Genomic DNA, 18,255 nt, shown 5'->3' on the forward strand with positions numbered 1-18,255 from the left:
GGCGCGGCCGCAGGCTTCGAAACCCGGAATATGGCCGCGCGTGGCCCCGTTGCCGCTTCCACACGGCCGGCGGGGGGCTACATTGTCCCCCGTGAGCTCCGAATCCCCACCTCCTTCCGGCCTCGACGGCGTCGTGGCGGCGGCCAAACAGGCGCCCGGCCGCGGCCTGCCGCCGGTGCACCTGTGGAATCCGCCCCATTGCGGCGAGATCGACATCCGCATCCGCAAGGACGGCGTCTGGTTCCACGAGGGCACGCCGATCGGGCGGGAGGCGCTGGTGCGCCTGTTCTCGACGGTGCTGCGGCTCGATCCGGACGGCTACCACCTGGTCACGCCGGTCGAGAAGATGAGGATCGTCGTCGAGGACGCGCCCTTCATCGCCACGCGCGTCGACCGCGTCGGCGAGGCGCTGCGCTTCACGACCAACGTTGGCGACGAGGTCGAGGCCGGGCCGGACAACGCCATCCGCGTCGAGATGGACCCCCTGACCCAGGAGCCGCGGCCCTATCTGCACGTCCGCAGGGGACTCGAGGCGCTGATCGCCCGCCCGGTGTTCTACGAACTGGTCGAGATGGCCAACGAGCGCGGCGGCGTGATGGGGGTGACCTCGAACGGCGCCTGGTTCGCCGTGGGGCCGGCCGCATGAGCCCCGCGGCGTCTCCCGAAGATCTCCGCGAGTGGATATCGCAGCATCTGGATCCATTCGACTCTGAGCTGCCCGCGACCGCCGCGCGCTCGGACTTCGACCTGAACCCGGAGATGCGGGTTCCGGAGGGAGAGACCGTGCTTCGCCCGGCCGCCGTGCTGGTGCCCCTGGTCGAGCGGCCGGAGGGGCTGTCGGTCCTGCTGACCCGCCGCTCCGACAGCCTGCGCAGCCACAGCGGCCAGGTCGCTTTCCCGGGCGGCCGGCTCGATCCCGGCGAGACCGCGCCACAGGCCGCCCTGCGCGAGGCGGAGGAAGAGATCGGCCTCGACCGTTCGAAGGTGTCGCTGGTCGGGCTGTCGACGCCCTATCGCACCGGCACCGGCTTCCTGGTCACGCCGGTGGTGGGCTTCGTGCGCCCGGACCTGGTGCTGACGCCCAATCCGGACGAGGTCGCCGACATCTTCGAGACGCCGTTCGGCTTCCTGATGGACCCGGCCAACTACGAGCGCCGATTCTACGACATGCCCGACGGCCAGCGGCGGCACTTCTACGCCATGAGCTGGGAGAACCAGTTGATCTGGGGCGCGACGGCCGGAATGCTCCGCGCGCTGTACGACCGACTGTACGGCGCGGCCATGGCGTGAGACGAAAGGCGTCCTGTTTGTGAAAAAGTGACGCTGTCGTCACTTTTCATCGCGTCCCGAAGGTCCTAACCCTTTCGCCATGTCGAACGCTGCTACCCAGAATCCCGAGACCATCGGCCAGCCGGCCTGGATGACCCAGCCCGCGACCCGGGCGGTGATGCAGGCGCTCGAGGCGCGCGGCTACGCCGGCTGCGCGCGCTTCGTCGGCGGCTGCGTGCGCAACACCCTGCTGGGCCAGCCGATCGACGACATCGACATCGCCACCATCCTGACGCCCGACCAGGTCGCCGAGGCGCTGGAGGCGGCGGGCCTGCGCGCCGTGCCGACCGGGGTCGACCACGGCACCATCACCGCCGTCTCGGAGGGGAAGGCCTACGAGATCACCACCCTGCGCAAGGACGTCTCGACCGACGGCCGCCGCGCCGTGGTGGCCTTCACCCAGGACTGGGCCGAGGATGCGGTCCGCCGCGACTTCCGCCTGAACGCCCTCTACGCGGACTCCGAAGGCCGGATCTACGACCCGACGGGCGAGGGCGTGGCCGACGCCAAGGCCGGCCGCATCGTCTTCGTCGGCGATCCGATGACCCGCATCCGCGAGGACTATCTGCGGATCCTGCGGTTCTTCCGCTTCCACGCCTGGTACGGCCGCGGCGATCCGGACAACGCCGCCCTGGCCGCCTGCAAGGCGCTGAAGGGGATGCTGTCGGGCCGCGCCGCCGAACGGACCCAGAAGGAGCTGCTGAAGCTTCTGGCCGCCGACGATCCGCGCGGCGCCGTCCGGTTGATGGCGGCCACCGGCGTCCTCGGCGCGGTGCTGCCGCAGGTCAAGGCGCTGATCCGCTTCGACAATCTGATCGCCATCGAGACCGAGCAGCTGTTCGAGAACGACCCCGAGCTGCGCCTGGCCGCGATGATCCCGGACGACGCCAAGGTCGCCCAGGACGTGGCCGAGCGGCTGCGCCTGTCGAACGCCCTGAAGGACCGGCTGGTCGCCGCCGCGGGCAAGACGCCGCACATCGTCTCCTGGATGAGCCCGCGCGAAATCCGCCGCGCCGTCTACGCCGTCGGGGCGCGCGCCTTCGTCGATCGGGTGAAGCTGGCCTGGGCGGCGTCGAACCGCGTCGCGACCGCGACTCAGTGGCGGGCGATGATCCCGCTGGCGGAGACCTGGTCCCCGCCGCCGTTCCCGCTGACCGGCGAGGAGGTGCTGGCCGCCGGCGTGCCCAAGGGCCCGCTGGTCGGCCAGGTGATGAAGGAGGTCGAGGCCTGGTGGGTCGACCTGGACTTCATCGACGACAAGCTGGCGGCCGTGGAGCGGCTGAAGGCCGTCGTCCAGGGGATGGTCTACTAGCCCCTACGGCCACTTCACCTCGGGCGGCATCGAGCTGAGGATCGATTCGACGTTGCCGCCGGTCTTCAGGCCGAAGGTGGTGCCGCGATCGTAGAGCAGGTTGAACTCGACGTAGCGGCCGCGACGGATCAGCTGTTCCTCGCGTTCTTCCGGCGTCCAGGCCTCGTGCATCCGGCCGCGGGCGATCTTCGGATAGATGTCCAGGAAGGTCTCGCCGACGTCGCGGGTGAAGGCGAAGTCACGCTCCCAGTCGCCGCTGTCGTGGTGATCGTAGAAGATGCCGCCGACGCCGCGCGGCTCGTTCCGGTGCGGCAGGAAGAAGTACTCGTCGCACCAGGCCTTGTACTTCGGGTGCCACGCCGGGTCGTGGCGGTCGCAGGCGTCCTTGAACGCGGCGTGGAACGCCTGGGCGTCCGGGAAGTCCTGCTCGCGCTGGTAGCCGAGCAGGGGCGTCAGGTCGCCGCCGCCGCCGAACCAGCCCTTGGTCGTGCAGATGAAGCGGGTGTTCATATGGACCGCCGGCACGCGCGGACTGCGCATGTGGGCGATCAGCGACACGCCGGTGGCGAAGAAGCGCGGATCTTCGTCCGCCCCCGGAATGGTCTTGGCCATCTCCGGGGTGAAGGTCCCGTGCACGACGGAGGTATGGACCCCGACCTTCTCGAAGAAGCGGCCGTGCATCATGCCCATCACGCCGCCGCCGCCGGCCTCGCGCACCCAGGGCTTGCGTTCGAACCGTCCGGGCGCGCCCGGATAGAGGTCCGCGGGGGCCTCGTCCTCCAGCGCTTCGAAGGCGAGGTGGATCCGATCGCGCAGCGACTCGAACCAGTCGCGGGCGCGGGTCTTGCGGTCTTCGAGCACGATTGCGTCGGTCATGGCGGGGCCTTTTACAGCCTTGGCCGCGTGCGTCCATGCGGCGCGGAAAACCACATTCCCGACATGGTCGGTTGAAAAACCGCGTAACGCGCACTAATCGGTCTCGCGACGGCCATCGAAGGGGCGGCGAGATTCATCGGGGAGGCCCGATCCCCGCCGTCCGATTTCCTGTCCGTAACGCTAATTGCAGGCCGCGCCTTTTCCGATCGCGGCGTTTCGAAGGGTGATCTCAAGGTGGCCGACCCCGCCGCGAACGCAGCATCCCATCCGGCCGGCGACGATCCGTCGCGCCGCGACTTCATTCATATCGCCGCCATCACCGCCGCCGCCGGCGGCGTCGCGGCGGTGGCGTGGCCGTTCATCGCCCAGATGAACCCGTCGGCCGACACCCTCGCCCTGGCCAGCGTCGAGTACGACCTGACCAAGATCGAGCCCGGCCTGCAGGTGACGATCAACTGGCGCGGCAAGCCGCTGTTCATCCGCTACCGCACGCCCGAGCAGATCGCGGCGGCGGTGAAGGACGACCATAGCCCGAGCCTGAAGGACCCGCAGACCGATGCGGAACGCCACAAGCCGGGCAAGGCCCAGTGGCTGGTCCTGGTCGGCTCCTGCACCCACCTCGGCTGCGTGCCGACCGTGGGCGGCGGCGACTACGGCGGCTGGTTCTGCCCCTGCCACGGGTCGCACTACGACACCTCCGGCCGCATTCGCAAAGGCCCGGCGCCCAAGAACCTGGTGGTGCCCGAGTACGCCTTCCTTTCCGACACCAAGGTGAAGATCGGCTGACCATGAGCGGACATTCGACCTATCAACCGAAGAGCGCCGTCACGCGCTGGCTCGACACCCGCCTGCCGGTGGGCCGTCTGGTGTGGGACAGCTTCGTCGACTACCCGACGCCCCGGAACCTGAACTACTGGTGGACCTTCGGCGGCATCCTCAGCGTCTGTCTGGCGATCCAGATCGTCACCGGCATCGTGCTGGCCATGCACTACACGCCGAGCGCCTCGGCGGCGTTCGCCTCGGTCGAGCACATCATGCGGAACGTCAACTACGGTTGGCTGATCCGCTACATGCACGCCAACGGCGCCTCGATGTTCTTCATCGCCGTCTACATCCACATGATCCGCGGCCTCTACTACGGCTCCTACAAGGCGCCGCGTGAAGTGCTCTGGATCCTGGGCTGCGTGATCTACCTGCTGATGATGGCCACGGCCTTCATGGGCTACGTCCTGCCCTGGGGCCAGATGAGCTTCCACGGCGCGGTCGTGATCACCAACCTGCTCGGCGCCTTCCCGATCGTCGGCGACACCATCACCACCCTGCTGTGGGGCGGTTTCGCGGTGGACGAGCCGACCCTGAAGCGCTTCTTCTCGCTGCACTACCTGCTGCCGTTCATGATCGCGGGCGTCGTGATCCTGCACGTCTGGGCGCTGCACGTGGTCGGCCAGAACAACCCGACCGGCGTCGAGCCCAAGTCGAAGGCCGACACCCTGCCGTTCACCCCGTACGCCACGGTGAAGGACGGCTTCGCGATCAGCCTGTTCCTGATCCTGTTCGCGATCTTCGTCTTCTACATGCCGAACGCCCTGGGCCACGCCGACAACTACATCCCGGCCAACCCGCTGGTGACGCCCGCGCACATCGTTCCGGAATGGTACTTCCTGCCGTTCTACGCGATCCTGCGCGCCGTGCCGGACAAGCTGATGGGCGTGCTGGCCATGTTCGGCGCCATCGGCTGCCTGTTCGCGCTGCCCTGGCTCGACACCTCGAAGGTGCGCTCGATGCGCTACCGTCCGCAGGCCAAGCTGTACTTCTACATCTTCCTGGTGGTGTGCCTGATCCTCGGCTTCTGCGGCGCCAAGCTGCCCGACGATCCGGTGCTGGGCCACTTCAAGACCTTCATTCTGATCGACTCCGATCTGAACAGCTGGGTCTGGCTGTCGCGCTTCGCCACCCTGTACTACTTCGCCTACTTCCTGGTGATCATGCCGGTCCTCGGTCTGACCGAGAAGCCGCTGCCGGTCCCCGAGACCATCGCCAGCCCGGCGCTTTCTCACCCCGCTTCGGTTCCGGCCGCGGCGACCGCTGCTCCCGAGATGAAGGGCTAAGGCCGAAGATGCTGCGTAAACTCACTTTCATCGCGGCCGCTCTGACCCTGGTCACGGGGCCGGCCCTCGCGGCCGGTCACCCGGAGCCGCCGAAGGACATCCACTTCAGCTTCGAGGGACCGTTCGGCAAGTACGACGCGGCCCAGCTGCAGCGGGGCTACAAGGTCTATCGCGAGGTCTGCGCCGCGTGCCACAGCATGAACCTGCTGGCGTACCGGAACCTCGGCGACAAGGGCGGGCCGTTCTACAATTCGAAGTACAAGAACCCGAACGACAACCCCGTCGTGAAGGCTCTGGCGGCGGACGCCCAGATCGACGACATCGACCATGAGACCGGCGACGCCATCAAGCGTCCGGGCATCCCGGCCGACCGCTTCCCGCATCCGTTCCCGAACGACTACGCGGCGCGGGCCAGCAACGGCGGCGCGCTGCCGCCCGACCTGTCGGTGATGGGCAAGGCCCGTACGGGCGGCCCGGAGTACATCGCCTCGCTGCTGCAGGGCTATCCGACTCCGCCGGCCGGCCTGACGGTTCCGACCGGCCAGCACTACAACGTCTTCTTCGCGGGCGACGTGACCGAAGCCTGGAAGGGCGACAAGAAGCACGTCCCCGCCGGCGGCTTCATCGCCATGGCCCCGCCGCTCAAGGACGGCCTGGTCAGCTACGACGACGGCGTGAAGTCGACCGTCAAGCAGCAGGCCGAGGACGTCGCCGCCTTCATCATGTGGGCTTCCGAGCCCAAGATGGAGGACCGCAAGCAGATGGGCCTGGCGGTCATCATCTTCCTGCTCCTCTTCTCCGGCCTGCTCTACGCGAGCTACCGGCAGGTGTGGCGCAACGAGAGCCACTAAGGCTTTCGCGAACTGAGATGCGGAAAGGCCCGGGAGCGATCCCGGGCCTTTTCATTTGGGCGCGAGGGTCAGGACGCCGCCGCGGATGTCCAGGCGAAGCCGCCAACGGGACCAGAAGTCCGTGCCCAACGTCCCCGCCAGGGAAGGCGCGGGGGAGGGGCCGACGGCGGCGGTCTGTTCTTCGTACAGCGCTCCGGCCAGCGAGAGGGCGCGCAGGCGGCCCGGAGCCCCATTGTGCGCGTCGGGGACGGGATCGGTCGGCGAGGGGCTCAGGCGGGCCTGTGAGAGGCGTACAGCGGCCTTCGAGCCCCAGTCGACGGCGAACAGGCCCAGTCCCGCCTGCCGGTCGTCGGCGACCCCGGCCTCGAGCGCCGGGACGCCGTCGACCTGGGTCAGCCTCAGTCGGCTTCCCTTGAGCACCGGCGGCCGCCCGCCGATCAGGCGCACGCGGCAGGGCGAGAAGTCGAGGTCCACGACGAACCGCGCCAGCACGTCGGCGCCGATGACGCCGGCGATGGGGGTGGTGAAGCCCGGCGCGCGCGAATCCAGGTCGGCGACGGTCACGTCGACGCCTTCGACCCGGCGGCCCGCGAGCGACGCCGCGGCGGTGAAGGCGGCGGGCAGGCCCTCCATCTGAGCCTTGGTCTCGTGGAGCAGGGTGCGGGGCGAGGCGGGGTCCAGGATCCAGTCGCCGGCCACGTCGCCGACGCGCGCCGGCACGACGACGGCCCCGTTCTCGAACCAGCAGCGTCCGGCCTCGGCCGCGCGCGCGACGCCGGTCCAGCCGCACGCGAGAATCAGGGGCAGCAGGATCGGGAACGCGCGCATGGCCCTCATCCTAGCCAAGCTCCCCGCCGACGGCGATAAGGACGCCGGATGCGGAGGAGCGGCATGGCGGGCTGGACGCTGGGGGTGATCGGGGGTTCGGGCCTCTACGACATCGACGGGCTGGAGGACCGCGCCGTCATGCGGCCGCACAGTTCGTTCGGCGAGCCGTCCGGCGACCTGATCACCGGCCGGATCGGCGCGACGCGCCTGGTCTTCCTGCCGCGCCACGACGTCGGTCACCGCCTGCCGCCGAGCGACATCGACAGCCGCGCCAACATCGACGCCCTCAAGCGCGCCGGCTGCACCGATATCCTGTCGCTGTCGGCCGTCGGCTCTCTGCGCGAGAATCTGCCGCCTGGGACGTTCGTGGCGGTGGACCAGTACATCGACCGCACCTTCGCCCGCGAGAAGAGCTTCTTCGGGCCCGGCCTGGCCGCCCACGTCTCGATGGCCGATCCGGTCTGTCCGCGCCTGGCCGGTTTGGCCGCCCAGGCCGCCCGCGAGGCCGGCGCGCCGGTGGTGGAAGGCGGGACCTACCTGGCCATGGAGGGACCGCAGTTCTCCACCCGCGCCGAGAGCGAGCTCTACCGGTCCTGGGGCTGCGCCGTGATCGGCATGACCAACATGCCTGAAGCCAAGCTGGCCCGCGAGGCGGAGCTGCCCTACGCCTCGATCTGCATGGTCACCGACTACGACTGTTGGCGCGCGGATGAAGCCGCGGTCGAGGTGACCCATGTGCTGGAGGTCATGCACGCCAATACGGTGAAGGCGAAGGCCCTGGTCCGCGCGTTGGCGCTGGCCTTGCCGCCGGAGCGTCCGACCTCGCCGATCGACCGCTGCCTGGACGGCGCGATCATCACCGGCCCGCTCCACCGCGATCCCGACATGATCCGCAGGCTGGACGCCGTGGCGGGACGAGTGCTGGGCTAGAGCGGATCGGCCTTCCAGCCCGACGACTAGTCAGCCGCAGCGTATCCATCTTCATCCGAAGGTCCTCGCGAAGGCGGGGACCCAAGCTGATTTTCAGGTCTGGCCCGATCGACGAAGCCGTACAGTCGGCTTGGGTCCCCGCCTTCGCGGGGACATACGGTGATAGGGGCATGTTCGGCGTGAAAGCCGATCGGCTCCAAGCTCCGCCATACGGCCTTGCGACTCAAGTCGGCGGGGCGCAACGATGACCGCGCACGAACGAGGGGACGTCATGCGCAGGATCATGCTTTTCGCCGCTATCGCGCTCTCCATGGCCGCGCCGGCCGTGGCCCAGACGGATCCCGGAGGACAGGTCGCCGCCCAGCAGGAGGCGATGAAGCCGCTGGCGATCCTCGACGGCGCTTGGCGCGGTCCGGTCTGGACGATGGACCGGACCGGCAAGCGCCATGATCTGACCCAGACCGAACGGGTCGGCGGCTTTCTCGACGGCTCGGTGAAGGTGATCGAGGGCCGCGGCTACGACGCGGAGGGCAAGGTCAGCTTCAACGCCTTCGCCGTCATCTCCTATGACCCGGCGGCCAAGACCTACTCGATGCGCAGCTACGCGGGCGGGAGCAAGGACGACTTCCCGTTGACGGTTCGGCCGGACGGCTTCTCGTGGGAGCTGAAGGCCGGCCCCGGCGTCGTCCGCTACACCGCCGTCGTGAAGGACGCGACCTGGGTCGAGACCGGCGAATTTCTCATGGAGGGTCAGCCGCCCCGCAAGGTCCTGGAGATGAGCCTCAAGCGGGTCGGCGGAACCGATTGGCCGGCGGCGGGCGCGGTTCCACCGAAGTAGGCGGCCCGAGACTCGCGGGACGGATACTCTCGAGACAGGCCGAGACATTGCGGGACAATCCGCTACGGCGTTTCCGGTGAGGCCGGCTGATTTCAATACCGGTCATCCCGGCGAAGGCCGGGACCCAGCTTCAGCCGCGGCGGCGGGTGTTTGCCTGCCGAGGCCGCGCCCCATGATCTGGATCGTGGCCTTCGCCGGGACGACCGGACTGAGAGGGCAAATCAGGGCTCAAGACCCTCATTGAGACCCGACCGGCGCCCGGAGGGCCGGTCTTCCCACGAGCAAGCGACTGATTTTTCAGGCTTGGAGCGGCCGTAGTCCACGCTCGCGGAGGCGGGGCCATACTGAGGGGGCCAGTGCGCGCTCCGACAGCGTGGCGCGCTCGGCGCGGAGGCGACGGCGGCGAATGCGAGACATCCTGCCCGGGCGGTCCCGAAGCCTAGACCTCGCCCTTGGCCCCGCCGCTGCGCTGGAAGTGCTTCAGCGTGCGCAGCATGGCCAGCTTGGCGCTGTCCTCGTGGTGGGCCGCCCCCGGCGCCACGAAGGCGTGGCCGGCTTCGTAGAGGTACAGGGGCAGGTCCGGATGCGCCACGGCGATGGCTTCGACCGTCGCGGGCGGAATGGTCTCGTCGGTTTTGCCGAAATGCAGGAGCGTCGGAACCCTCGGCGTCAGATCGATGTGGTCGATGATATTGCCGCCGTAGAAGCAGGCCGCCGCCTGGATCCCGTCGCACAGCGCCGAGGCGACCCAGGTCGACGAGCCGCCGAAGCAGAAGCCCATGACGAACACCGGCCCTTGCAGGGCGTCTACGGCCGCCTGGATCCGGCCGACGCACAGCTCGCCCCAGCCCGAGGCCTCGCCCAGCGCCAAGCGCTCCGGCAGGATCTCGAACTTGACGTTGTGGTCGGGGAAGGGCGTCTCGCCGTCGAGCAGGCTGGGGGCGATCACCTCCCAGCCCTCGGCCGCCAGGCTGTCGGACAGTTCGCGGATGTGCGGCGTCACGCCCCAGATGGCGTGCAGGATCACCAGGCCGCCGCGTCGAGCCTCCAGCGCGGGCGCGTGATACGCCGCCAGCCGGTCGCCGGTCCGGGTCGCCAGGGTGATCCGTTCGCCCATCGCTATTTTGCTCCGTTCGCCTCGAACAGCTCGACCGACCGCTTCCGCGCCAGCTCGGCGTCGGCGAGGTCGGAATCGGGCCGGCCGTCGTTGTTGAATCCGTGACCGGACGCTTCGTAGATGTAGACGGGCAGGTCCGGATAGGCCGCGTTGATCGCCGCCTTGGTCTCGTCGGCCGGAATGTGGGCGTCCTTGCGGCCGAAGTGGCAGATGACCGGGATCTTCGGCGCCACGCCCAGGCTCTGGGCCACGCGACCGCCGTAGTAGGAGGCGGCGGCCGACAGCCCGGTCGCCTTGCCGGCGGCCAGCCAGGCGATCACCCCGCCGTAGCAGTAGCCGACGATGAACACCGGACCGCGCGGGGCCAGATAGTCGATCGCCGCCTGGACGTCGCTGATCGGGTTGTCCAGGCCGTTGGCGGTCATGTAGGCCACGCCGGTCTCGAGCCCCTTGGGGTCGTGGTCGGCGATGAAACCCTTCTCCTGGCGATCGAACATCGAGGGCGCGACGGCCTCGAACCCCTTGGCCGCCCAACGGGCGACGTCGGCCTGGACGTACTGGTCCAGGCCGAAGATCTCCTGGATGACGACGACGCCGCCCTTGCGAGGGCCCTGGGCCTCGGCGTGCAGCGCGGTGAACGCGAAGCCGTCGATCGCGGAGGTGAGGGTGATGGTCTTGGCCATTGGTCTATCCCTAAGCAAACAGCATTGCGGCCATAGCCCGGGCTCGCGCGAATGGTCCAGAGTCACCCCAGGGAAGCCTCACCCCACGGCAAGGGGCGGCACGATCTCGCTCATCACCGGTCCGATCTCGTCGTGCAGGACCAGGTCGGCGTAGGGATCGAGGTCCGTCGCCTCGCGGTTGACGATGGCCAGCCTCGCGCCGTTCCGCTTGGCCAGGATCGGGAAGCCGGCGGCCGGATAGACCACCAGCGACGAGCCCAGCACCAGGAACAGGTCGCAGGCCAGGGTCTCCGCCTCGGCGCGTTCCATCGGCCCGTCCGGCATCTGCTGGCCGAAGGAGATGGTGGCGCTTTTGACGAGGTTCCCGCAGCTGCGGCAGGTCGGGATCTCGTCCCGGTCGACGAAGATCGGTCGCAGATCCTTGAACTCGTGGCGCAGGCCGCAGCGGAGGCAGGTCGCATAGCTGGCGTTGCCGTGCAGCTCGATCACCCGGTCGTCGGGGACGCCGCTGTCCTGGTGCAGGTTGTCGACGTTCTGGGTGATGACGCTGGCCACCTTGCCGGTCGCCACCAGCCGGGCCACGGCGTCGTGGCCGGCGTTGGGCGCCCGGCCGGTCCAGCCGGCCGTCCCGTTGAACACCCGTGTCCAGGCCTCGCGGCGCTTGTCCTCGTCGCCGACAAACTCCTGGAAGTAGATCGGCTTCATCTTCGACCACACGCCGCCGGGGCTGCGGAAGTCGGGAATGCCGGACTCGGTCGAGATGCCGGCGCCGGTGAACACCACCACCCGGCGGGCGTCGTCGATCAGGCGGGCGAGGTCGGAGCGGGAGGCCATGCACCCAGCCTAGCGCGCCGGTGTCCCCGTCGTCTCGTCCGGAGTTGTCAGGCCGGAGCCTGTATGGTCGTCTGCATCGCTCGATGGCGGAATGTCGTCGAGCTCAGGGGGAGGTACGATGGGAACGATGTCGATCTTGCACTGGCTGGCGGTGCTGCTCTTCGTACCGCTGGTGGTCGGGATGATCGTTTCGGTATGCGTGATCCTGCGCAAGGCGGGGTTCAGCCGGTGGTGGGCGATCGTCGCCTTCATCCCGTACGTGAACATCGTCGGGCTGTTCGTGTTCGCGTTCGTGCGCTGGCCCAGCCTGGAAGCGCGCGCCCAGTCCCCCGACTAGGCGCGCTTCGGCCGATCCTAGACGTTGAAGCGGAAGTGCATCACGTCGCCGTCCTTGACGATGTACTCCTTGCCTTCCGAGCGCATCTTGCCGGCTTCCTTGGCCCCCGCCTCGCCGCCCAGGGCGACGAAGTCGGCGTAGGCGATGGTCTCGGCGCGGATGAAGCCCTTCTCGAAGTCGTTGTGGATCACGCCGGCGGCCTGGGGCGCGGTCGTGCCGACCGGGATCGTCCAGGCGCGGGCTTCCTTCGGGCCGACGGTGAAGTAGCTCTGCAGGCCGAGCAGGGCGTAGGCCTCGCGGATAAGGCGGTTCAGGCCAGGCTCGCTGAGGCCCAGGGTCTCCAGGAACTCGGCGCGCTCGGCCGGGTCCAGCAGGGCGATCTCGCTCTCGATCTGGGCCGAGATGACCACGCTCTTGGCGTTGTCGCGCTTGGCGCGCTCGGCGACCAGGGCGCTGTACTGGTTGCCGCTCTCGGCCGCGCCTTCGTCGACGTTGCAGACGTACAGCGCCGGCAGCGAGGTCAGCAGCTGCAGCATGTGCCAGGCCTTCTCGTCTTCCTTCGAGATGTCCGCGGCGCGGGCCGGGCGGCCGTTGTTCAGCTGCTCCAGGGCGACGTTGATGAGGCGAAGGGTGTTGGCGGCCTCCTTGTCGCCGCCCGACTTGGCCTTCTTCTCGACGTTCGGCTTGCGCTTCTCGAGGCTCTCGAGGTCGGCCAGCATCAGCTCGGTCTCGATGATCTCCAGGTCGGCGATCGGATCGATCCGGCCCTCGACGTGGGTGATGTCGCCGTCCTCGAAGCAGCGCGCCACGAAGGCCACGGCGTCGCAGTCGCGGATGTTGGCCAGGAACTGGTTGCCCAGGCCCTCGCCCTTCGACGCGCCGCGCACCAGGCCGGCGATGTCGACGAAGTTGATCCGCGACGGGATGATCTCCTTGGAGCCGGCGATCTTGGCCAGCGTATCCAGGCGCGGCTCCGGCACGGCCACGTCGCCGGTGTTCGGCTCGATCGTGCAGAACGGGTAGTTGGCCGCCTGGGCCGAGGCCGTCTGGGTGAGGGCGTTGAACAGGGTCGACTTGCCCACGTTGGGCAGGCCGACGATCGCGACTTTCAGGGCCATCGGTGTTCCGGGAAGCGTTGGGCCGGCGGGGCCGGCGAATGTTGGCGCGTCTTATGCCGACTTTGCCCCGCGATCTCAACGTCTGCGGCGCGTCAACCGATCGCGGCGGCCGCGAACTCGCGCCACTGCCGGGCTTCCTTGCGGAAATGGGCCGTCGCCTTGGCGGCGCGCTTGTCGATCTCGGCCAGGGCCTCGGCCGCCTCGTCGCGGCGCCCGACCTCGGCGAGGAAGGCGGCGTAGCGGGCCAGGCCTTCCAGGCCCGGCAGGCGGCCGGCGGCCCACTGGTAGGCGGTGTCGGCTTCGGCCGTGCGCCCGAGGGCGTGATAGGCCCGCCCCATGGCCAGGGCGGCCTGGGGCGTCCGGCCCGCCTCGCCCTGCTCTCCCAGGCGCTCCAGGAGCGCCAGCGCCTCGCCGGGGCGGCTGAGCTCGATCAGCGCCCGGGCGCGGCCGAGCAGAAGGGCAGGGTCGTCCTCGTGGATGCCCCGCGCGGCCTGCTGATAGAGCCGTTCGGCCTCGTCGAAGCGGGACAGGCCCATCGCGGCGGCGGCGTGCCGCATCAGGTTGCCGGCCGTGGGGCTGTCGTCGGAAGCGGTTTTGGCTTCGCGGTATTCGCGCTCGGGGTCCAGGGCCTGTTTGGCGGCGGCGCCCAGGCGGCGGGCGGTCGAACCGCCCATCAGGTCGGGCAGGACGGCGATGGCGAAATAGACGATCCCGCCCAGCGGCTGCAGCGCCAGGATGATGAACAGCCAGTACAGCTCGCGCCCCGTGCGCACGGCGTGCACGCACATCAGGACCGCGAAGATCAGCGACAGACCGATACCGAAGATCATCAGGCCCACTCCCCAGGGAGCGTCACTTTGCAGCCGGCGGGCGGAGCGTCAATCGGCGTCCCGCGCCTGTTTGCGCGGGTCGGCCTTGGGAGCGGGGGCCAGGCGCATCACCTCGGCCTGGAAGCGCTCGTCGTCGCCGGCCGCGGCGAAGGGCAGGGCGTCGGCGACGGCGTCCAGCATCGGGTCCAGCCAGACATGCTCGGCCTTGTGCAGGTCGCCCAGGACGTAGTGCATGACCATGTCCTTGTCGCCCGGATGGCCGACGCCGATGCGGGCGCGGCGGAAGTCGGCCCCGACCTGGCTGGTCACCGAGCGGATGCCGTTGTTGCCCGCCGCGCCGCCGCCGGTCTTCATCCGGAAGCGGCCGGGGGCGAGGTCGATCTCGTCGTGGAACACGATCACGTCGGCGGGCTTCAGCTTGAAGAACCGCGCCGCCTCGCCGACGGCCCGACCGGTCTCGTTGTAGAAAGTCTGCGGCTTCAGCATCAGCAGCTTGACCGCGCCGCCGGGCGTCTCGACCTGGCCCTCGCAGGCCAGACCCTGGAAGCGGGCGCGCCAGGGCGCGGTCGCGTACTTCCGGGCGATGGCGTCCATCGCCATGAAGCCGACGTTGTGGCGGTTCTTCTCGTACTTGGGCCCGGGATTGCCCAGGCCGGCGAGGATCAGCGTCACGAGCCGCTCCGTATCAGGGACTCAAACGAAAACGGGCGAGCCGAAGCCCGCCCGTGAACTCGCAGCGATGAGAAGGCTGCTTAGCCTTCTTCGCCTTCGGCGGCGGCGTCTTCAGCGGCTTCCGACAGGGCGGCCGAGGAGACCTTCAGCGTCGCGATCACGAAGTCGCGGTCGGCGATGGCCGGGGTCACGCCCTTGGGCAGGGTGATGTCGCCGATGCGGATGGTGTCGCCCATTTCCTTGCCGGCCAGGTCGACGACGATCTCTTCCGGGATCGCGTTGGCCGGGGCGTTCACTTCGATGTCGTGACGCACGACTTCCAGCGAACCGCCCGACTTCAGGCCCGGCGAGGCTTCGTGGTTCTTGAAGTGCACCGGCACGGCGATCTTCACCACGCCCGACTCGTCGACGCGGTACAGGTCGAAGTGCATCGGCTCGTCGGTGACCGGATGGAACTGGATGTCCTTGGCGATGACCGGCTGGGTCTCTTCGCCGTACTTCAGGGTCACCAGGTGGCCGAGCAGCTTGCCGGTGTAGAGCGACTTGCGGAACTCGTTGCTCTTCACGGCGATGGCCACCGGCTCCTTGGCGCCGCCGTACAGCACGCCCGGCACCTTGCCGGCGCGACGGGCTTCACGGGCGCCGCCGGTGCCGGTGCGGTCGCGGACTTCGACGTTGAGGACGATCTCGGCCATGGTCTAGGTTCTCAAAACGAAGTCGCCGCGGCAGAAGGCTCCGCGCGGCGACGGTCGGTGAATTCAGGGTTGCGCTCGATACACGCTTTGGAGCCGGGACGCAACGTGAGTCGAGTCAAAGGCTTGCGCGTGGAGATCGGCCGGCCCCGGAGGACCGGCCGAAAAGGGGGTCAGCGGCGGGTGGCCGGCTTCTTCTTGGTCGCTGAAGCGGTCGTCGAGACCGGGGTGACCACCGGCCGGGGCGGTTCGGGCGGGGCGACGGCGCCCGAGCCCTTGATCATGCACTGACCGGTGTCGATCATGATGTGCTGGCCCAAGCAGAAGACGTCCTCGTAGTGCGGCTTCGACACGGCCAGGCACTGGTAGAGGTTCAGCTTGGCCATCTTAAGGCAGTAGCCGCTGCTCTGTTCGGCGCTGAGGGCGTCGATGCTGGTCAGGTTGGCGTCGCCGGCCTCGCCCAGGGCCGCCAGGGCGGCCACGGCCAGGCCGCGGATGACCAGCGGCGACCACGGCGGCGGAGCCTCGCTGGCGATGACGCTCATCGGCGCGGCGCCGGTGCTGGCCTGCTGCAGCAGCAGGATGTCGTTGGCGTCGCCCAGCATCGGCGCGGCGCTGAGGCTGCGGGCCTCGAGCAGGCGGCCGTTACGGTTCAGCACTTCCTTCTTCGACCAGGCCTGACGCTGGACGTCGTAGGCGGCCTGTTTCACCAGGCGGCCGTTGACCAGCAGCTTGGACGCCTCGGCGCCGAGGCCGGAGACGATCAGGCCGGCGGCGGTCTGGGCGCCCGGCAGGTTCACGACGGTGTTCGGGGTGGCGATGATCTGGTCGCGCAGCGCGATGCGCTGGGCCGGATCGGCGGCGTAGGTGCGGACGCCCTGGACGAAGGTCGGGTCCTGCAGCGCCAGGATGGCGGCGTAGGCGACCGCGCCGCGCTGGTACTGGACGGGCTCGTAGGCGGCGGCCAGCTTCAGCGAGGTGGCGATCTGGTCGCCGTCCTTGAAGTCGGCCGAGATGGCGCCGGCGCGGGTCATGTAGGCCCGCCAGGCGCTGGCCTCCTCGATCACCTTCGGCGCGAGGGTGATCGGCGGCGGCGGCGGTGGCGGCGGCGGCGGGGGAGGCGGCGCTTCGGTCGTCTTACAGGCGGCCAGCCCGAGCAGCGCGGCGGCGGCCGCGACAGTGGCTAGACGTCGAACGTTCCAATGCGATTTCATGAGCACACTCCCCCACCAGCGCCCGGTGAAGTCAATAGAACCTGCCTGAGCGGCGAGAATGTGACGCCGCGTAATGACCATCCATTGCGCGGCTTATGGTTTCCAGAACCTTATCAATCAAAAAGCTTTGAAACGGACTCTTCGTTGGCGATGCGCCGGATCGCCTCGCCAATCAGCGGGGCGCAGCTGACCCGGCGGATCTTCTTGCAGGTCTTCACGACGTCCGAGGACTCGATCGAGTCGGTGACGACCAGTTCCTTGAGCACGGAGTTGGCGACCCGGTCGGCGGCGGCGCCCGACAGCACGCCGTGGGTGACGTAGGCGCTGACCTCGGTCGCGCCGTGGTCGACCAGGGCCTTGGCGGCGTTGCACAGGGTGCCGGCCGAATCGACGATGTCGTCGAACAGGATGCAGCGGCGGCCCGAAACGTCGCCGATGATGTTCATCACCTCGCTCTCGCCCGGGGCGGAGCGGCGCTTGTCGACGATGGCCAGGTCGGCGTCGTCGATGCGCTTGGCCAGGGCCCGGGCGCGGACCACGCCGCCGACGTCGGGCGACACGATCATCAGGTCGTCGGACTTGCCGTACTTCGAGTTGATGTCGGCGGCCAGCAGCGGCACCGGCAGCAGGTTGTCGGTCGGAATGTCGAAGAAGCCCTGAATCTGACCGGCGTGGAGGTCCATGGTCAGGACCCGGTCGGCGCCGGCGCGGGTGATCAGATTGGCGACCAGCTTGGCCGAGATCGGCGTGCGGCCGCCGGTCTTCCGGTCCTGGCGGGCGTAGCCGAAGTAGGGGACGACCGCCGTGATCCGCCGGCCCGACGCGCGCTTCAGCGCGTCGATGCAGATCAGCAGCTCCATCAGGTTGTCGTTGGCCGGGTAGCTGGTCGACTGGATGACGAAGACGTCCTCGCCGCGGACGTTCTCGTCGATGGTGACGAAGACCTCGTTGTCGGCGAAGCGCCGCACCTGGGCCTTGGTCAGCGGGACGTCGAGGTACTCCGCGATCGCGGTCGCGAGCGTGCGGTTGGAGTTGCCTGCGAGCAGCTTCATCGGAGTAGTCTTCGCGCTGGGAATGTTGGGCGGCTTCTAGGCCCCGGAGGGGGAGGGGGCAAGACGATTCGACCCTTGGATAACGAGGTTTGGGGAGTTAGCGTCGTCGTCGGGAAATGGGGGAGAGCGGATCATGCTGGAAGGACTGCTTGCTGCGCTGGCGTTACTGTTCGCTCCCGCGCCTCAGGCCGAGCCTGAACCCTACGCCGCCGTCGAGATCGATATGCCCGCCTGCACGATGCCCGGGTCAGACCGTGTTCCGTCGCCGCCGTTGTTCGTGCACGTGGTTGCGGATGGAAGGCTGATCGTCCGAGGCGGACGTGCCGAGACGTCCCAGGAGGTCGTGCTCAAGGGCGTTGGGGAGGCTCTGCGGGAGCGCGCCCTGCGGGAGGATGGCGGCTATCAGCGGATCTTTCTTAGAGCCGACGACGATGTTTCCTATGCTTCCGTCGTCAAGGTGATGTCGACCTTGAGGCACAACGGCTTCGACAAGATCGGCCTGATCTACGAAGGGGGCCGTTGACCGCCGTCGGACGTCCCCCCTCAAAAAACCTGACGCCGGCGTCATTTTGACCGTTGGCAATTGCAACGCTCCGCGAGACACTCTTCCCGATCAGGCCCGTCAGAGGCCGGC

At 68.8% G+C, this 18,255-nt stretch carries 21 protein-coding genes; 10 read left to right on the forward strand and 11 right to left on the reverse strand.

Annotation, left to right across the window (positions count from 1 at the left end):
* Positions 1-91 precede the first annotated feature (91 nt).
* The 3 genes from CSW64_RS04780 to CSW64_RS04790 all read left to right on the forward strand — a co-directional run bounded on the left by CSW64_RS04780 (position 92) and on the right by CSW64_RS04790 (position 2,641).
* Positions 92-646, forward strand: a complete 555-nt coding sequence (locus CSW64_RS04780; RefSeq protein ID WP_099621030.1) for a DUF1285 domain-containing protein — start codon at positions 92-94, stop codon at positions 644-646.
* Positions 643-1,290, forward strand: coding sequence for a CoA pyrophosphatase (locus CSW64_RS04785; RefSeq protein ID WP_099621031.1), 648 nt, complete (start codon positions 643-645; stop codon positions 1,288-1,290). Before CSW64_RS04780 ends, CSW64_RS04785 begins: the two co-directional genes overlap by 4 nt.
* A 79-nt stretch (positions 1,291-1,369) precedes the next feature.
* The gene (locus tag CSW64_RS04790; RefSeq protein WP_425430364.1) at positions 1,370-2,641 is read left to right on the forward strand and encodes a CCA tRNA nucleotidyltransferase; all 1,272 of its coding nucleotides are present in this window, start codon (positions 1,370-1,372) and stop codon (positions 2,639-2,641) included.
* A 3-nt stretch (positions 2,642-2,644) separates the two neighbouring features.
* On the opposite strand, the gene hemF is transcribed toward CSW64_RS04790, so the two are convergent.
* On the reverse strand, positions 2,645-3,517 hold the full coding sequence (hemF, locus tag CSW64_RS04795) for an oxygen-dependent coproporphyrinogen oxidase (protein ID WP_099621032.1): 873 nt from the start codon (positions 3,515-3,517) through the stop codon (positions 2,645-2,647).
* A gap of 234 nt (positions 3,518-3,751) precedes the next feature.
* On the opposite strand from hemF, the gene petA reads away from it, so the two are divergent.
* From petA to CSW64_RS04810, 3 genes are read left to right on the forward strand one after another with little or no spacing between them, the layout of a single operon-like run.
* On the forward strand, positions 3,752-4,303 hold the full coding sequence (gene petA / locus CSW64_RS04800; RefSeq protein WP_099621033.1) for a ubiquinol-cytochrome c reductase iron-sulfur subunit: 552 nt from the start codon (positions 3,752-3,754) through the stop codon (positions 4,301-4,303).
* A gap of 2 nt (positions 4,304-4,305) precedes the next feature.
* Complete coding sequence (locus tag CSW64_RS04805) at positions 4,306-5,625, forward strand: cytochrome b (RefSeq protein WP_099621034.1); 1,320 nt, start codon at positions 4,306-4,308, stop codon at positions 5,623-5,625.
* 8 nt (positions 5,626-5,633) lie between these two features.
* Positions 5,634-6,476: a cytochrome c1 gene (locus tag CSW64_RS04810; protein ID WP_099621035.1), complete on the forward strand. Its 843-nt coding sequence runs from the start codon at positions 5,634-5,636 to the stop codon at positions 6,474-6,476.
* A 51-nt stretch (positions 6,477-6,527) separates the two neighbouring features.
* Here the strand turns inward: CSW64_RS04810 and CSW64_RS04815 are convergent, their stop codons facing one another.
* On the reverse strand, positions 6,528-7,304 hold the full coding sequence (locus CSW64_RS04815) for a hypothetical protein (RefSeq protein ID WP_150131333.1): 777 nt from the start codon (positions 7,302-7,304) through the stop codon (positions 6,528-6,530).
* Between the two features lie 63 nt (positions 7,305-7,367).
* Between CSW64_RS04815 and CSW64_RS04820 the strand changes: the two genes are divergently transcribed.
* A complete protein-coding gene (locus CSW64_RS04820) occupies positions 7,368-8,234 on the forward strand; it encodes an S-methyl-5'-thioadenosine phosphorylase (RefSeq protein WP_099621037.1) in 867 nt (288 codons plus the stop codon).
* Between the two features lie 283 nt (positions 8,235-8,517).
* Positions 8,518-9,072, forward strand: coding sequence for a DUF1579 domain-containing protein (locus CSW64_RS04825; RefSeq protein ID WP_245863832.1), 555 nt, complete (start codon positions 8,518-8,520; stop codon positions 9,070-9,072).
* A 439-nt stretch (positions 9,073-9,511) separates the two neighbouring features.
* Here CSW64_RS04825 and CSW64_RS04830 read toward each other — a convergent pair whose 3' ends face one another.
* The 3 genes from CSW64_RS04830 to CSW64_RS04840 form a co-directional block, all read right to left on the reverse strand.
* Entirely contained in the window at positions 9,512-10,189 is a 678-nt protein-coding gene (locus CSW64_RS04830) for a dienelactone hydrolase family protein (RefSeq protein WP_099621039.1), read from the reverse strand.
* Positions 10,190-10,191: 2 nt separating this feature from the next.
* Positions 10,192-10,872, reverse strand: coding sequence for a dienelactone hydrolase family protein (locus CSW64_RS04835; RefSeq protein WP_099621040.1), 681 nt, complete (start codon positions 10,870-10,872; stop codon positions 10,192-10,194).
* A gap of 78 nt (positions 10,873-10,950) precedes the next feature.
* The gene (locus tag CSW64_RS04840; protein ID WP_099621041.1) at positions 10,951-11,706 is read right to left on the reverse strand and encodes an SIR2 family NAD-dependent protein deacylase; all 756 of its coding nucleotides are present in this window, start codon (positions 11,704-11,706) and stop codon (positions 10,951-10,953) included.
* A 127-nt stretch (positions 11,707-11,833) separates the two neighbouring features.
* Here CSW64_RS04840 and CSW64_RS04845 point away from each other — a divergent pair, with 127 nt between their 5' ends.
* Entirely contained in the window at positions 11,834-12,043 is a 210-nt protein-coding gene (locus CSW64_RS04845) for a hypothetical protein (protein ID WP_216361232.1), read from the forward strand.
* 17 nt (positions 12,044-12,060) lie between these two features.
* Here CSW64_RS04845 and ychF read toward each other — a convergent pair whose 3' ends face one another.
* The 6 genes from ychF to CSW64_RS04875 form a co-directional block, all read right to left on the reverse strand.
* Positions 12,061-13,161 (reverse strand): redox-regulated ATPase YchF, encoded by a 1,101-nt coding sequence (gene ychF / locus CSW64_RS04850; RefSeq protein WP_099621043.1) that lies wholly within the window; start codon positions 13,159-13,161, stop codon positions 12,061-12,063.
* Between the two features lie 92 nt (positions 13,162-13,253).
* The gene (locus CSW64_RS04855; RefSeq protein WP_099621044.1) at positions 13,254-13,991 is read right to left on the reverse strand and encodes a tetratricopeptide repeat protein; all 738 of its coding nucleotides are present in this window, start codon (positions 13,989-13,991) and stop codon (positions 13,254-13,256) included.
* 48 nt (positions 13,992-14,039) lie between these two features.
* Positions 14,040-14,657 carry an aminoacyl-tRNA hydrolase gene (gene pth / locus CSW64_RS04860; RefSeq protein ID WP_099624119.1) on the reverse strand — a complete coding sequence of 206 codons (618 nt, stop codon included), beginning with the start codon at positions 14,655-14,657 and terminating at the stop codon, positions 14,040-14,042.
* A gap of 86 nt (positions 14,658-14,743) precedes the next feature.
* A complete protein-coding gene (locus tag CSW64_RS04865) occupies positions 14,744-15,358 on the reverse strand; it encodes a 50S ribosomal protein L25/general stress protein Ctc (RefSeq protein ID WP_099621045.1) in 615 nt (204 codons plus the stop codon).
* Between the two features lie 170 nt (positions 15,359-15,528).
* Positions 15,529-16,569 carry a hypothetical protein gene (locus tag CSW64_RS04870; RefSeq protein WP_099621046.1) on the reverse strand — a complete coding sequence of 347 codons (1,041 nt, stop codon included), beginning with the start codon at positions 16,567-16,569 and terminating at the stop codon, positions 15,529-15,531.
* A gap of 113 nt (positions 16,570-16,682) precedes the next feature.
* Positions 16,683-17,621, reverse strand: a complete 939-nt coding sequence (locus tag CSW64_RS04875; RefSeq protein WP_099621047.1) for a ribose-phosphate pyrophosphokinase — start codon at positions 17,619-17,621, stop codon at positions 16,683-16,685.
* A gap of 133 nt (positions 17,622-17,754) precedes the next feature.
* Between CSW64_RS04875 and CSW64_RS04880 the strand changes: the two genes are divergently transcribed.
* Positions 17,755-18,144: an ExbD/TolR family protein gene (locus CSW64_RS04880; protein WP_099621048.1), complete on the forward strand. Its 390-nt coding sequence runs from the start codon at positions 17,755-17,757 to the stop codon at positions 18,142-18,144.
* Positions 18,145-18,255: the final 111 nt, after the last annotated feature.

This window comes from Caulobacter mirabilis (genome assembly GCF_002749615.1).
Classification (GTDB): domain Bacteria; phylum Pseudomonadota; class Alphaproteobacteria; order Caulobacterales; family Caulobacteraceae; genus Caulobacter; species Caulobacter mirabilis.